This window comes from Variovorax sp. IB41, assembly GCF_016405905.1.
GTDB lineage: Bacteria > Pseudomonadota > Gammaproteobacteria > Burkholderiales > Burkholderiaceae_C > Variovorax.
Map to the genome: position 1 here is coordinate 159,929 of NZ_JAEFCB010000003.1, position 14,202 is coordinate 174,130.

Here is a 14,202-nt window from a genome sequence, read left to right on the forward strand (position 1 = left end):
CGCTCAAGCGGCCGCCGGCTCCACGGCGGCAGCGCGGTGCGCGACCGGCAGGGCGGCGATCACCTCGGCCACGGCAGCCGTGAGCTTCTTGGCATACGGCACGTGCAGGAACTCGTTGGGTCCGTGCGCGTTGCTCTTGGGGCCGAGCACACCGCAGACCATCATCTGCGCCTTGGGGAAGCCGGCGCTCAACATGTTCATCAGCGGGATGGTGCCGCCCTGGCCGATGTAGCCGCAGGACGCGCCGAAGTGCGCCTGCGAGGCCTTGTTGAGCGCGTCCTCGAACCACGGGGTGATCGTCGGCGCGTTCCAGCCGGTCGCGCCGCCGTTGCTCTCGAAGGTGACGCGCGCCTGGTAGGGCGCGTTGTCTTCCAGCAGCTTCTTGAGGTGCTGCACCGACTCGGCCGCATCGACCAGCGGCGGCAGGCGCAGCGAGAGCTTGAACGCGGTGTAGGGGCGCAGCACGTTGCCCGCGTCCTTCAGCGCCGGAAAGCCTTCGGCGCCGGTGACCGACAGCGTGGGCTTCCAGGTGCGGTTGAGCAGCGCCTCCACCGGGTCGGTGGTGGTGGGCAGCGCGAACATCGTCGAGCCGCCGCAGTCGTAGTGCGCCCACGGAAAGCGCTTGTAGACCTCTTCACCGAGGATCGCGGCGGTCGCCTTGGCCTGCGCGAGGCGGTCGGCCGGCACTTCGCAGTGGAAGCTCGCGGGCAGCAGGCGCCCGGTGGCGCTGTCTTCCAGGCGGTCGAGCACCTGCCGCATGATGCGAAAGCTCGAGGGCACGAGGCCGGAGGCGTCGCCGGAGTGAATGCCTTCGGTCAGCACCTCGACCTTGAGCGTGCCGCTGGCCATGCCGCGCAGCGACGTGGTGAGCCACAGCTGGTCGTAGTTGCCAGCGCCGGAATCCAGGCAGATCACGAGTTCGACATTGCCCAGGCGCGGACGCAGCGCGTCGACGTAGGGCAAGAGGTCGTAGGAGCCGCTTTCCTCGCAGGTCTCGATCAGCCCGACGATGCGCGGATGCGCCACGCCCTGCGCCTTGAGCGCCTGCAGCGCGGCGACGCTCGCGTACACCGCGTAGCCGTCGTCGGCGCCGCCGCGGCCGTAGAGCAGGCCGTTCTCGTACTTGGGCGTCCAGGGGCCGAGGTCGTTGCGCCAGCCGGTGAATTCGGGCTGCTTGTCCAGGTGGCCGTACATCAGAACGGTCTCGCCCATGTCGGTGCCGGTGGCCGGCACTTCGAAGAACAGCACCGGCGTGCGGCCATCGAGGCGCACGATCTCCAGCTTCAGGCCTTCGACCTTCTGGGCCTCGACCCAGGCGGCGGCGTTGCGCAGCACGGTCTCCAGGTAGCCGTGGGCCGACCAGTCCTTGTCGAAGCCGGGCGACTTGGCCGGGATGGCGATGTAGTCGGTGAGCTGCCTGACGATGTCGCCGTCCCACTGGGCGGTGACATCGGAGAGGGCGCGCGTCGCGTCGAGCGTGCCGGCAGGCATTTCGCGGTGCAGGGGGGCGTTCATCGGTGGGTTCTCCGCGTGGGACGAAAAAAACGCATTTTGCGCCTCGCGGCGAGCGCGCGTAGAGTGCGGGCGATCTCAACCCGGAGCGCAATGTGAGCAAGGCAACGACGACTCGGATCAAGGTGGGCATCGGAGGCTGGACCTACGAGCCCTGGCGCGACAACTTCTATCCCAAGGGGCTCGTGCAGGCCAAGGAGCTGAACTACGCGAGCCGCCACGTGAGCGCCATCGAGATCAACGGCACCTACTACAGCACCTTCAAGCCCGAGACCTTCCGCAAGTGGCACGACGACACGCCCGAGGACTTCATGTTCTCGATGAAGGCCTCGCGCTTCACCACCAACCGCAAGGTGCTGGCGACCGCGGGCGAATCGATCCAGCGCTTCATCGACAGCGGCGTGAGCGAACTGGGCGACAAGCTCGGGCCGATCGTATGGCAGTTCATGCCGACCAAGCAGTTCGATGCGGAAGACTTCGAGGCGTTTCTGGAACTGTTGCCGAAGAAGGAGGGCAGCCGCGTGCTGCGGCACGTGATGGACGTGCGGCACGAGAGCTTCATCACGCCCGCGTACAAGGCGCTCGCGAAGAAGCACAAGGTCTCGACCGTGTTCACCGACGCGGACAAGTTTCCGTCGTTCGAGGAGCCCGAGGGCGACGTGGCCTATGCGCGGCTCATGATGGCCGACGCGAAGCTCAAGACGGGGTATGGACCGAAGGCGCTCGATACCTGGGCCGAGCGCGCGCAGGGCTGGACCGAGTCACCAAAGAAGCGCGATGTGTTCGTCTACTTCATCAACGGCGCCAAAGAAAGAGCACCGGCCGCGGCCGGTGCCTTGTTGGAGCGCTTGGGGTGGAAGCCCCCCGTGGAGGCTTAGGCTGCCGCTTGCAGCGACGGCTTGGCGCCGAAGCTGATTTCGCCGGACAGCTGGCCGCCTTCTTCGATCACGATCTTGCCGTAGCGGATCTTGCCGGTGACCTTGCCGGTCGAATGGATCACGAGCTTCTCGCGCACCGTGAGGTTGCCGTCGAAGATGCCGCGGATTTCGGCAATGTCTATTTCGGCCGAGCCCTTGAACTCGCCCTGTTCGGCGATCTGCATCAGGCGCGAGTCCATGGTCGCTTCGACCAGGCCTTCGACCACGAGCGTGTCGCAATCGGTGATCTCGACGCCCTTCAGCTTGATGTTGGGGCCGACGGTGAGTTTGCTGCCGCCTTCCTTGGCGACGGGTGCTGCCGCTGCGGCGGCGTTGAGGCCGCCTTGCTGCGCGGTCAACGAAGAGGGATTGACGGGCGTGCCCGACAGATTGGTGCCCGAACCGACCAGCGGTGCGGGGCGGGATGTCAACGAGTCGGTGTCACGATCGCGCTTGCCGAAGAAGGGGGACTGTGTAGCCAATGGGGAGCTCCTCAAGAAAGGGACTATCGTAAGAACGCACTCACGGACCGCGGCACTTCATTGCGCAAGAAGCGTAACTGAATAAATCGACCGTGGACATGACAATGTGCGCCATGACCCGTCCGAACGCCGAGCCCCTGTCCTCCGCACATCCTGCACTCGCCTCGCGCGCCATGTCCTCCGTCACCGACGCGCGCTTCGACAAACCGGCGCACGGCTGGCGGCGCACGCTGTTCACGGTGATCTTCGAGGCCGACACGCGCGCGGGCCTGATGTTCGACCTGGCGCTGATCGCGGTGATCGTGACCAGCGTACTGGTGGTGATCCTGGACAGCGTGCAGTCGATTCGGGAGCACTGGCGGCCGCTGTTCAGCGCGCTCGAATGGGTGTTCACCATTCTCTTCACGCTGGAATACATCGCGCGGCTGAGCTGCGTGAACAAGCCGCTGCGCTACGCGCTGAGCTTCTATGGCGTGATCGACCTGCTCGCGCTGCTGCCGACTTTTCTCGTGGCCTTCGCACCCGAGCTGGCCTACCTGATCGACGTGCGCATCCTGCGGCTCCTGCGCGTGTTCCGCATCTTCAAGCTTTCGCGCTACTCGGTGGAGTACCGCGCGCTGGTGTCGGCCGTGGCGGCGAGCCGGCGCAAGATCACGGTGTTCGTGGGCTTCGTGATGCTGGTGGTGCTGGTGATGGGCACGCTGATGTACGTGGTCGAGGGGCCGGTGCACGGCTTCACGAGCATTCCGGTGGCGATCTACTGGGCGATTTCGACGATGGCCACGGTGGGCTTCGGCGACCTCGTGCCCAAGACCGACCTGGGCCGCGCGATCGCCTCGGTGATGATGCTGCTGGGCTGGGGCGTGCTGGCCGTGCCCACCGGCATCGTGACCGCCGAGATGGCGCGGCGTGGACCCGACGACGAAGTGATGCCGCTGGCCGGGCGCGGCATCCTCGCGATGACGCCGCCTGCCGCACCGCCGCGGCGGCTCACGCCGGCTGCCAGACGACGCGCCCTTGCGCAGCATCGTCGAGGCGGGCGATGAAGGCATTCGCCTCGGGCTCGGCAAGCGTGAAGGCGAAGTGCACGTCGTCAGCGTGCTGCACGCTGTCGAGCACCGCGCCGACGGCGGCCAGCTCTCGCCGCACCAATCCTTCGAGCGCATAGGGCACGGCGCAGCGCAGGTTCCGCTGGCGCACCAGCGGCACGAGCGTGGCGCCGAGCAGGGCCTGCGCGATGGCGTCGGTGTAGGCGCGCACGAGGCCGCCGGCACCGAGCTTCACGCCGCCGAAATAGCGCACCACCGTCGCGAGCGAGCCTTCGATCTGTTGATGGCGCAGCACTTCCAGCATGGGGCGTCCCGCCGTGCCGCCGGGCTCGCCGTCGTCGTTGGCCGCCGACTGGCCGCCGGCCATCAGCGCCCAGCACACATGCGCGGCCACGGGGTGCTCGACACGCAGCGATGCGACGACGGCCAAAGCGGCCGCGCGGTCGGCCACGGGCTGCACGCAGCCGATGAACCGGCTCTTCTTGATGACCAGTTCGCTGTGAACCGGCTGGGCCAGCGTGAAGCTCATCCGGTGCGCTGCGGCGCGGTGTTCAGCCGCCGCGCTCGAACTTGAAGACCGCGGTGCTGGCGCGCGCGTTCGGCAGCCAGCGCACGTCGCGCCCGTTCTGCAGGCCGAAGGCATCGAGCACGCGCAGGTTGTTCTTGCCGGCCAGCACCTCGAAGTCCTTGAAGGTGCCCACGCGGATGTTGGGCGTGTCGTACCACTGGTAGGGCAGGCGGCGCGTCACCGGCATGCGCCCGCGCGCGATGCTCAGGCGGTTTGGCCAGTGCGCGAAGTTGGGAAAGGCGACGATGCCGATGCGGCCCACGCGCGCGGTTTCGCGCAGCATCACTTCGGCATTGCGCAGGTGCTGCAGCGTGTCGATCTGCAGCACCACATCGAACGAGGCGTCGTCGAACATCGCGAGGCCTTCGTCCAGGTTCAGCTGGATCACGTCGACGCCGCGGCGGATGCACTGCAGCACGTTGCCATCGGCGATTTCCACGCCGTAGCCGGTGCAGCCGCGCTCGCGCTGCAAGAGGTCGAGCAGGGCGCCGTCGCCGCAGCCCAGGTCGAGCACGCGCGCGCCTTCGGGCACGAGCGCGGCGATCAGTTTCTGGTTGTCGAGGTCGCTCATTGGATTTCCTTGGCGACGCGTTCGAAGTAGGAGCGCACCACGCCGATGTAGCGCACGTCGTCCAGCAGGAAGGCGTCGTGGCCGTGCGGCGCGTCGATCTCGGCGTAGCTCACGTTGCGGCGGTTGTCCAGGAGCGCCTTCACCAGTTCGCGACTGCGCGCGGGCGAGAAGCGCCAGTCGGTCTTGAAGCTCACGAGCAGGAACTTGGCAGTCGCCTTCGCGAGCGCGGTGCTGAGCTGGCCGCCGTGGCCGCGCGCGGGGTCGAAGTAGTCGAGCGCGCGGGTGATCAGGAGGTAGGTGTTCGCGTCGAAGTACTCGCTGAACTTGTCGCCCTGGTAGCGCAGGTAGCTCTCGATCTGGAACTCGACGTCCTGCGTGGAGTAGCGGTAGTCCAGCCCCGCGGCCTCGCCCTCGACGGCGCTGCGCAGGATGCGCCCGAACTTCTCGTTCATCACGTCGTCGCTCAGGTACGTGATGTGGCCAATCATCCGCGCGATGCGCAGGCCCCGCTTGGGGATCACGCCGTGCTCGTAGAAGTGGCCGCCATGGAAGTCGGGGTCGGTCACGATGGCGCGGCGCGCCACTTCGTTGAAGGCGATGTTCTCGGCCGTGAGGTTGGGCGCGCTGGCCACGACCACGGCGTGGCGCACGCGGTCGGGGTACTGCAGCGTCCACGAGAGCGCCTGCATGCCGCCGAGGCTGCCGCCCATCACGGCGGCGAGCGTCCGGATGCCCAAGGCATCGAGCAGCACGGCCTGCGCATCGACCCAGTCTTCGACGGTCACCACCGGGAAGTCGGCGCCGTAGACGCGGCCGGTCGCGGCGTTCACGTGCATCGGGCCGGTCGAGCCGAAGCAGGAACCGAGGTTGTTGACGCCGATCACGAAGAAGCGGTCGGTGTCGACCGGCTTGCCCGGGCCGACCATGTTGTCCCACCAGCCCTCGGAGCGCGCCTGGCCTTCGTAGACGCCCGCCACGTGGTGCGAGGCGTTCAGCGCATGGCAGACCAGCACCGCGTTGCTGCGGTCGGCGTTGAGGGTGCCGTAGGTTTCGTAGGCGAGCGTGTAGTCGCTGATCGATGCGCCGCTGCGCAGGGCCAGCGGGCCTGCGAACTGCATCGACTGCGGACTGACGACCAAAGGAGGTGACGACATGAATGAAAAAACCCGGCCTCGCCAAAAACGAGCCGGGTTCCGGTGCCGTCTTTAGCTGAATTTATAAAGCGCCCGCAAGCTGTAGCAAATCGGCGCAATGCAAAGTATATCCCCCAGGCTGCGCGCACTTCGTGTCGCTTCGCCAACCCCCTTCGGGGGCAACACCTGCGGCCCGGCGAAGCCGGTTCCGCGGTGTTTCTGGAAGGAATCCTTTCTACCAGCCGACGATCATCACGATGCCCAGCACCAGGAAGATCGCCGCCGAGATGCCATGCACGAGCTTGATCGGCACGCGCCGCACGATCTTCTCGCCCAGCCACACCACCGGCGCATTGGCCAGCATCATCCCGAGCGTGGTGCCGGCGACGACCCAGAAGTAGTCCTGCGTGAAGCGGGCGGCGAGCATGACGGTGGCGATCTGGGTCTTGTCGCCCATCTCGGCCAGGAAGAATGCGACGAGCGTGGTGCCGAAGACGCCGAAGTGCGAGGCGCCGGGCGCGTCGTCATCGTCGAGCTTGTCGGGAATCAGCATCCAGACGGCCATCGCGATGAAGGAGCCGCCAAGGATCCAGCGCAGCACCTCGGGACCGAGCCAGCGCGTGATGTAGTTGCCGACGGCGCCCGCCAGCGCGTGGTTGACGATGGTGGCGGCGAAGATGCCCAGGACGATGGGCCAGGGTTTCCTGAAACGCGCGGCCAGGAGAAGGGCCAGGAGCTGGGTCTTGTCGCCCATTTCCGCGAGCGCGACGACGCCCGTTGCTACGAGAAAAGCTTCCATGATGAACGTGGGGTTCCTTGGGCCGAAGGACGCAATTGACCGTGCAACACCTTCGGCCATATTCCCGAAGTTGCACGGTCAAAGGTCTCGCCAGGTGTGTTCACTGCACGCGCCATGTCCTGTGTGGGGCAGGACAAGTCTGTTGACGCGGGCCCTTCTCGAAAAACGGAAGGCGGCTACTCCCCAATGACGGGGCGGATTCTACCTGTAACGCCAACCGCCTCATTCCGTTCCGGTAAGCGTGCGCTAGCTTTCCTGGGTTTTGACAAGTGCTACTCCAAGAAGCAATTTCCCGCTTGCTTTTTGCATATTTCACCCATAATGCACGAGCCTCCCTCTTCATTTCTGGTCGGGGGGTAGTTCGGTGATCGGTCAGTTTCGCGCGACTCGACGGCTCTCGTTTGAGTGATGCTTTCGGGACTCCATCGCTTTTCTTGATGTGTTTATAGGAGTCCCTTGATGGGCAACAAACTGTACGTCGGCAACCTGCCTTACTCGGTGCGCGACGGTGATCTCGAACAGGCATTCGGACAATTCGGCGCAGTGACCAGCGCCAAGGTCATGATGGAACGCGACACCGGTCGCTCGAAGGGCTTCGGCTTCGTCGAGATGGGCAGTGACGCCGAAGCGCAAGCTGCCATCAGTGGCATGAACGGCCAGCCCCTGGGCGGCCGCAGCGTCGTCGTCAACGAAGCACGTCCCATGGAAGCTCGTCCCCCGCGCAGCGGTGGTGGCGGCTACGGCGGCGGCGGTGGCCGCAGTGGCGGCGGTGGTGGCGATGGCGGTTTCCGCAGCCCCTACGGCGCGGGCCCCCGTGGCGGCGGCGGCGGTGGTCGCTCCGGCGGTGGTGGTGGCGGCTACGGCGGCGGTGGCAACAGCGGCTACTGATCCCTGCGCACACAAAGACAAAAGGCTCCCTCGGGAGCCTTTTTCATGGGTGAATCGCCCGACTTGTTCAGCTTTCGCCGCTGCGCTTCTTGCGTCCTCGGCCTTGGACGACGCGGTCGAGCGCGGCATTCGGCAGCATGCGCATGATCTTGGCGATCACGCCCATCTGCCACGGAATCACGCGGTAGCTGGTGCCGGCCTCGATGGCGCGCAGCGCTTGGTCCGCGAAGTCCTCGGCCTTCATGAGAAAGGGCATGCCGTAGCGGTTGCCATGCGTGAGCGGCGTGTCGATGTAGCCCGGGCACAGCGTGACGACCTTGACGCCGCTCTTGTGCAGCTCGCCGCGCAGGCTTTCGCAGTACGCGACCACGCCCGCCTTGCTCGCGCAATAGGCGCCGTGCCCCGGCAGCCCGCGGATGGCCGCGACGCTCGCGATGCCGACCAGCCGCCCGCTGCCGCGCCGCCGCATCGCCGCCACGAACGGATGAAAGGTGGCCATCAGCCCCACGTTGTTGGTCGCGAAGGTGCGTGTCATCACGTCGATGTCCCCGCGCTCCACGGTATCGACGCCGACGCTGATGCCGGCGTTGGCGATCACCACGTCGGGCAGCCCCTGGTGCTCGATGCAGGCGGCGCCGGCCGCCACGATGCTGTCGGTCTGCGACACGTCCGCGCTGTAGATCTGGTAGCGGCCTGCGTCCAGTCGGCGGGCGCTCGCCCACGATTCGATCTCAGCCGTGCGCCGTGCCACCAGCGCCAGCCGATAGCCCGCGTCATAAAAACGCGAGGCCAGCGCCTGGCCGATGCCGCTCGATGCGCCGGTGATGAAGACGAGCGGGGAGGTGGTTGTCATGCGTGAGTGGGTGTCTTCTTCAGCGCGGCTTCTTGCCAGCGCCCGCGGCCGTGGCGGCCGAGGGCACCAGCAGCCCGCGCACCCGGCCGGTCAGGTTGGCCACGCCGCTCAGGTTGTCGTAGTCGAGGTTGTCGGCGGTGAACTGGTCGACGCCGCGAATCAGCGTGACCGGCTTGTTCGACGTCACCCGCTCGGTGTCGAGAAAGGCGTGCAGGAAATCGCCGCGGAATTCGAGCCGCGGCGTGGGCTTGCCGTTGGCGCCCACCGACGGGTCGCGGATGACGATCGCATTGCCGAACAGCTGGATCTCGCTACCGTCCGAATTCGAGAGCCCCCGGTTGGCCGTCGCGTGCGTGGTGTAGCCCTGCGGCGAGACCGAGCGCATGCGCACGTCGTCGACCTCGACCGTGTCGGTGTCCGGATAGTGCCGGCCTTCCTTGCCGTGCAGTTCGCTGCGCAGGTCGCCGTTGGGCAGGAAGTTCTTGATCACGAAGTCGCGCATGAAATAGTCGGGCTCGTGCGTGGGCGCCACCTTGGCGGTGGGCTCCAGCAGCTTGGGCGCGTTGCGCACCAGCCAGTAGGTGCCGAGCGCCACGGCCGCCGTCAGGATGATCGGCAGGTAGATCGTCGCGCGGTCGAGCACGTCGCGCACCAGGCCCCATGCGCTTTTCAGGTTGGTCATGGGTTCGGGCCTCGCGCGGCGTCGAGCAGGTGCCGGTACTGGCCGCAAGCCGTGAGCAGCAGGTCGCAGAATTCGCGCGCCGCGCCTTCGCCGCCGCGCGCCTGGGTGACGTAGCGCGCAACGCCGCGCACTTCGACATGCGCATTGGCCGGCGCCGCCGCAAAGCCCACGCGGGTGAGCACCGGCAGGTCGGGCCAGTCGTCGCCGATGGCCGCGGCCTGCGCCCAGGTGAAGCCCAGTTGCTCGAGCATGGTTTCGGCCGCGGGCAATTTGTCTTCGGTGCCGTAGCGCACATGCTCGATGCCCAGCGCCTCGAGCCGCACGCGCAGCGGCTTGGAATCGCGCCCCGTGATCACGGCCGGCACGATGCCCGCCAGCCGCAACAGTTTCAGGCCGTAGCCATCGAGGATGCTGAATCGCTTGAGCGTTTCGCCGTGCTCGGTGAAATAGACGCCGCCGTCGGTCAGCACGCCGTCGATGTCGAAGAAGACGATGCGGACATCCTGCGCGGCGAGCAATGTTTCGGCCTGGAACGCGAGCGGCATCAGATGACTTTCGCGCGCATCAGGTCGTTGATGCTCAGCGCGCCGATCAGGAGGCCCGCGGCGTCGACCACCAGCACGCTGGTGATGCGGTGGTTTTCCATCAGCTCGGCCGCCTCGACGGCCAGCGCGTCGGCGCGCAGCGTGCGGGGGCCCGGATGCATGACGTCGGCGGCCGTCAAGGCGCGCAGGTCGGCGCCGGTCTCGACCTTCCGGCGCAGGTCGCCGTCGGTGAAGATGCCGATCGCCCGGCCCTCGGCGTCGACCACGGCGGTGGCGCCGAGCCCCTTGGAGCTCATCTCGCGCATCAGCTCGCTCAGCGATGCGGTGGGCGCGACGCGCGGCACCTCGGCGTCCGAGCGCATCACGTCGCTCACGTGGGTCAGGAGCTTGCGACCCAGCGCGCCGCCGGGGTGCGAGCGCGCGAAATCCTCGGAGCCGAAGCCGCGCGCATCGAGCAGCGCCACGGCCAGCGCATCGCCCATCGCCATCTGCGCGGTGGTGCTCGCGGTGGGGGCGAGGTTGAGGGGGCAGGCTTCCTTGGACACACCGGCGTCGAGCACGATGTCGGCATGGCGTCCGAGCGTCGAGTCGGCGCGGCCGGTCATGGCGATCAGCGGCACGCCCTGGCGCTTGACCACGGGCAGGATCACCGTGAGTTCCTGGACCTCGCCGCTGTTGGAGATGGCCAGCACCAGGTCGACCGCCTTGATCATCCCCAGGTCGCCATGGCTGGCCTCGGCCGGGTGCACGAACATCGCCGGCGTGCCGGTGGAGGCGAGGGTGGCGGCGATCTTGCGGCCGACGTGGCCGCTCTTGCCCATACCCATCACGACCACGCGGCCGCGCACCTCCAGGATCTTGCGCACGGCGTCCACGAAGCTGGGACCGACACGGTCCTTCAGGCCGAGGACGGCTTGGGCTTCGATGTCGAACGTGAGGCGTGCCCGAGCGAGGATGGCGTCGGGGTCGACCACGGGGGCCGGGGCGGGGCGGGAACTCATCGGCCGATTTTACGGGCCGCTCAGAGTCGATTGGCGGCTTGCCCCGGGGAAGCCCGGGGCACGGACATTGCTCTAGCATCCGCACCCATGTCTTCGTTCGATCTCACGCTGTTGTATTTGCTGGCCGCAGTGATCGGCGTGGTGGTCTGCCGGTCGCTCAAGCTGCCGCCGATGCTGGGGTATCTCTCGGCGGGGGTCCTGATCGGGCCGCATGCATTCGCATTGGCGCAGAACTCCGAAGGCATCCGCCACCTGGGCGAATTCGGCGTCGTGTTCCTCATGTTCGTGATCGGGCTCGAGTTCAGCCTGCCCAAGCTGCGGGCGATGCGCAAGCACGTGTTCGGCCTCGGCCTCCTGCAGGTGCTGCTCACGATGGCCATCGCCACGGCCGGCGCCCTGGTCATCGCCACGCAGCTGCCGCCGGCCTGGCGCCTGGGCTGGCAGACGGCGCTCGCGCTCTCGGGCGCGCTCACCATGAGCAGCACCGCCATCGTGGTCAAGCTGATGTCCGAGCGGCTCGAGCTGGAGAGCGAGCACGGCAAGCGGGTGATGGGCGTGCTGCTGTTCCAGGACTTGGCGGTGGTGCCGCTGCTGGTGCTGATCCCCGCACTCGGCGCACCGCCCGAGGCGCTGGCCAAGGCGCTGGGCCTGGCGCTGGTGAAGGCGACGGTTCTCATCGGCCTTCTGCTCTACGGCGGCCCGCGCGTGATGCGCTGGTGGCTCACCATCGTTGCGCGGCGGCGCAGTGAGGAGCTCTTCATCCTGAACGTGTTGCTGATCACGCTGGGGCTCGCGTGGCTCACCGAGCTGGCGGGCCTGAGCCTCGCGCTGGGTGCGTTCATCGCCGGCATGCTGGTGTCGGAGACCGAATACAAGCACCAGGTCGAAACCGACATCCGCCCGTTCCACGACGTGCTGCTGGGCCTGTTCTTCATCACGGTCGGCATGTCGCTGGACTGGCACATCGTGGTCGACCGGTGGCTCCTGGTGGCCGTGCTGCTGCTGGTGCCGCTGCTCTTCAAGCTAGCGCTGGTGACGCTGCTCGCGCGGGTGCTGGGCGCGACCTCCGGAGTGTCGCTGCGCACCGGCCTCTATCTTGCGCAGGCCGGCGAGTTCGGCTTCGTGCTGCTGACGCTCGCGCAGGACAGGAGCCTGCTGCCGCCCTGGCTTGCGAACCCGGTGCTGGCCTCGATGGTGCTGTCGATGCTCGCGACGCCGTTCATCATCATGTACAGCAACGCCATCGTGCGAAAGCTGGTGGCCAGCGACTGGCTGCAGCAGTCGCTGCAGATGACCAGCATCGCGCGCAAGACCATCAACACCGCCAGGCACGTGATCATCTGCGGCTACGGGCGCTGCGGGCAGAACCTGGCGCGCATCCTGGAGCGCGAAGGCATTCCGTACATGGCGCTCGACCTCGACCCCGACCGCGTGCGCCAGGCCGCCGCCGCCGGCGACTCGGTGGTGTTCGGCGACGCAGCGCGGCTGCAGGCGCTGATGGCCGCGGGCCTCGCGCGCGCCAGCGCGGTCGTCGTCACGTACCTGGACGTGCCCGGCGCGATGAAGGTGCTGGCCAACACGCGCGCCCACGCTGCCCATGTGCCGGTGATCGTGCGCACGCAGGACGACCACGACCTGGAGAAGCTGCAGGCCGCCGGCGCGACCGAGGTGGTGCCCGAGGCGATCGAGGGTTCGCTGATGCTCGCGAGCCACGCGCTGGCGCTGGTCGGCGTGCCGATGCGCCGCGTGATCCGCGTGGTGCAGGACCAGCGTGACGCGCGCTACAACCTGCTGCGCGGCTACTTCCACGGCGCCGACGACGACAACGCCGACGAGATCGACCACGAGCGGCTCAACAGCTTCACCCTGAACCCCGGCGCCCGCGCCATCGGCCACACCCTGGAGCAGCTGGCGCTGGACACCCTGGGCGTGCGCGTCGCCACCCTGCGCCGCCAGGACGGCCAGGCCCGCGTGCCCACCGGCGAGACCGTGCTGACGGATGGCGACACGCTGGTGCTCTCGGGCAAACCCACCGCCCTGGCCATCGCCATCGAACGCCTTCAAAAAGGCTAGCTTCTTGTTCGGGAATACCGAGGAACCGGCTTTGCCGGGCCTCAGGTATTGCTCCCGGTAGGGGGTGGGCGAAGCGGACACGAAGTGCCGCGCAGCCTGGGGGCGAGCTAATTGATCAGGGTGGGGTTGCGCTTTTCTTCTTCGAGCCGCTGCTGGCGCCGCACCGCTTCGCACTGCGCATGCGCCTTGAACTCGGGCTTCACGCACTGCGCCGCCATGCACTGGGCCTTGGCGATGAAGTTGCGGTCGCCGCACAGGGCCTGCGGTTCGGCGGGAGCGGCCGGAGCCGCGGGCGGCGGCGCCGGCGCGGCGGCGGGTGCCGGGGCTTCGGGCGCTGCGGACGGCGGCGTGGCTGCTGCCTGCTTGCGCGGCGGCTTGGCCACAGGCTTGGGTGTTGCGGCCGGCGTGGCTGGGACCGCTTCTGCCGCAGTCGCTTCGACAGCCGGCGTCTCAGGGAGTGCAGCGGATTCGGCGGGCGGTGGCATGGCAACCGGCGGTGCGGCAGCAGGTGCCGGAGCAGGCACTGCGACGGGCGGCGGCGGCGCCTCGGCCTGCTCCGCCGCCTTGCGCGTGCCATAGCCATACCAGCCGGCGATAACCATCACCACCGCGACCGCCAGCAGGCTCAGCCAGAGAACGAGGCCACGCCGGCGCAACGCCGGTTCAGGCGGCTCGGGTGTGCGAGGCACCTTGACCCGCGCGCGCTTGCGTTCGGACCGCTCGCTGATGGAAGACGGCGTCGGCACAGGCTGGCCGGGCGCGAGGATCACGGTGCGCTCGTCGCCCGGTACAGCGGCCGGCGCCCGGCCGAAAAAGCTGCGCGCGGACGGCGCGGGCTCGGGGAGGTCGAAAAGCGGCGCCGGGATCGTCGGCGCGCGCAACTGGGCGGGCGCGGTGGTGGCCCATTCGCGATCGGCCTGGCTGCCCAAATTGAGGGGGCTGGGGGCAGGAGGAATCCGGCTCGCCGTCGCGGACAGCGTCGTGCCGCAGCTCTTGCAGAAATTCGCGCCGTCACGGTTTTCCGTGCTGCAGACCGGGCAGATCGAGGCCATGGCTTACTTACTGACTACTCTCGGAATCCAAAAGAACAAACACTCTGCTGCGCGTGCGGCCTGCGAATCGGTCTGGC

Annotated in this window: 15 protein-coding genes and 1 riboswitch; of the genes, 4 read left to right on the forward strand and 11 right to left on the reverse strand. The window is 67.7% G+C overall.

All coding sequences use genetic code 11. The annotated features are described in order from the left end of the window. Positions 1–3 precede the first annotated feature (3 nt). Complete coding sequence (locus JC881_RS09355) at positions 4–1,515, reverse strand: M20 family metallopeptidase (RefSeq protein WP_198785441.1); 1,512 nt, start codon at positions 1,513–1,515, stop codon at positions 4–6. A 92-nt stretch (positions 1,516–1,607) separates the two neighbouring features. Between JC881_RS09355 and JC881_RS09360 the strand changes: the two genes are divergently transcribed. After that, entirely contained in the window at positions 1,608–2,390 is a 783-nt protein-coding gene (locus JC881_RS09360) for a DUF72 domain-containing protein (RefSeq protein WP_198785442.1), read from the forward strand. On the opposite strand, the gene JC881_RS09365 is transcribed toward JC881_RS09360, so the two are convergent. Then, on the reverse strand, positions 2,387–2,911 hold the full coding sequence (locus JC881_RS09365) for a bactofilin family protein (RefSeq protein ID WP_198785443.1): 525 nt from the start codon (positions 2,909–2,911) through the stop codon (positions 2,387–2,389). The genes JC881_RS09360 and JC881_RS09365 overlap by 4 nt on opposite strands. Positions 2,912–3,084: 173 nt before the next feature. On the opposite strand from JC881_RS09365, the gene JC881_RS09370 reads away from it, so the two are divergent. After that, a complete protein-coding gene (locus JC881_RS09370) occupies positions 3,085–3,957 on the forward strand; it encodes an ion transporter (protein ID WP_233101670.1) in 873 nt (290 codons plus the stop codon). On the opposite strand, the gene JC881_RS09375 is transcribed toward JC881_RS09370, so the two are convergent. The 4 genes from JC881_RS09375 to JC881_RS09390 form a co-directional block, all read right to left on the reverse strand. Beyond that, on the reverse strand, positions 3,902–4,489 hold the full coding sequence (locus tag JC881_RS09375) for an IMPACT family protein (RefSeq protein ID WP_198785445.1): 588 nt from the start codon (positions 4,487–4,489) through the stop codon (positions 3,902–3,904). The two genes, JC881_RS09370 and JC881_RS09375, sit on opposite strands and share 56 nt — an antisense overlap. Before the next feature lie 22 nt (positions 4,490–4,511). Further along, entirely contained in the window at positions 4,512–5,099 is a 588-nt protein-coding gene (metW, locus tag JC881_RS09380) for a methionine biosynthesis protein MetW (RefSeq protein ID WP_198785446.1), read from the reverse strand. Then, a complete protein-coding gene (gene metX / locus JC881_RS09385) occupies positions 5,096–6,253 on the reverse strand; it encodes a homoserine O-succinyltransferase MetX (protein WP_198785447.1) in 1,158 nt (385 codons plus the stop codon). The genes metW and metX overlap by 4 nt, the downstream gene beginning before the upstream one ends. A gap of 214 nt (positions 6,254–6,467) precedes the next feature. Continuing rightward, the gene (locus JC881_RS09390) at positions 6,468–7,031 is read right to left on the reverse strand and encodes a TMEM165/GDT1 family protein (RefSeq protein ID WP_198785448.1); all 564 of its coding nucleotides are present in this window, start codon (positions 7,029–7,031) and stop codon (positions 6,468–6,470) included. A gap of 9 nt (positions 7,032–7,040) precedes the next feature. Further along, positions 7,041–7,228: riboswitch (yybP-ykoY riboswitch) on the reverse strand. Positions 7,229–7,490: 262 nt separating this feature from the next. On the opposite strand from JC881_RS09390, the gene JC881_RS09395 reads away from it, so the two are divergent. Then, the gene (locus JC881_RS09395) at positions 7,491–7,919 is read left to right on the forward strand and encodes an RNA recognition motif domain-containing protein (RefSeq protein WP_198785449.1); all 429 of its coding nucleotides are present in this window, start codon (positions 7,491–7,493) and stop codon (positions 7,917–7,919) included. Positions 7,920–7,986: 67 nt separating this feature from the next. On the opposite strand, the gene JC881_RS09400 is transcribed toward JC881_RS09395, so the two are convergent. From JC881_RS09400 to JC881_RS09415, 4 genes are read right to left on the reverse strand one after another with little or no spacing between them, the layout of a single operon-like run. Continuing rightward, on the reverse strand, positions 7,987–8,772 hold the full coding sequence (locus tag JC881_RS09400; RefSeq protein ID WP_198785450.1) for an SDR family oxidoreductase: 786 nt from the start codon (positions 8,770–8,772) through the stop codon (positions 7,987–7,989). 19 nt (positions 8,773–8,791) lie between these two features. Next, a complete protein-coding gene (lptC, locus tag JC881_RS09405) occupies positions 8,792–9,454 on the reverse strand; it encodes an LPS export ABC transporter periplasmic protein LptC (RefSeq protein ID WP_198785451.1) in 663 nt (220 codons plus the stop codon). Then, positions 9,451–9,999, reverse strand: a complete 549-nt coding sequence (locus JC881_RS09410; RefSeq protein ID WP_198785452.1) for a KdsC family phosphatase — start codon at positions 9,997–9,999, stop codon at positions 9,451–9,453. The genes lptC and JC881_RS09410 overlap by 4 nt, the downstream gene beginning before the upstream one ends. After that, positions 9,999–11,000: a KpsF/GutQ family sugar-phosphate isomerase gene (locus JC881_RS09415; RefSeq protein WP_198785453.1), complete on the reverse strand. Its 1,002-nt coding sequence runs from the start codon at positions 10,998–11,000 to the stop codon at positions 9,999–10,001. The genes JC881_RS09410 and JC881_RS09415 overlap by 1 nt, the downstream gene beginning before the upstream one ends. 87 nt (positions 11,001–11,087) lie before the next feature. Between JC881_RS09415 and JC881_RS09420 the strand changes: the two genes are divergently transcribed. Next, positions 11,088–13,073, forward strand: coding sequence for a monovalent cation:proton antiporter-2 (CPA2) family protein (locus JC881_RS09420; protein WP_198785454.1), 1,986 nt, complete (start codon positions 11,088–11,090; stop codon positions 13,071–13,073). Between the two features lie 107 nt (positions 13,074–13,180). Here the strand turns inward: JC881_RS09420 and JC881_RS09425 are convergent, their stop codons facing one another. Next, a complete protein-coding gene (locus JC881_RS09425) occupies positions 13,181–14,125 on the reverse strand; it encodes a zinc ribbon domain-containing protein (RefSeq protein WP_198785455.1) in 945 nt (314 codons plus the stop codon). Positions 14,126–14,202: the final 77 nt, after the last annotated feature.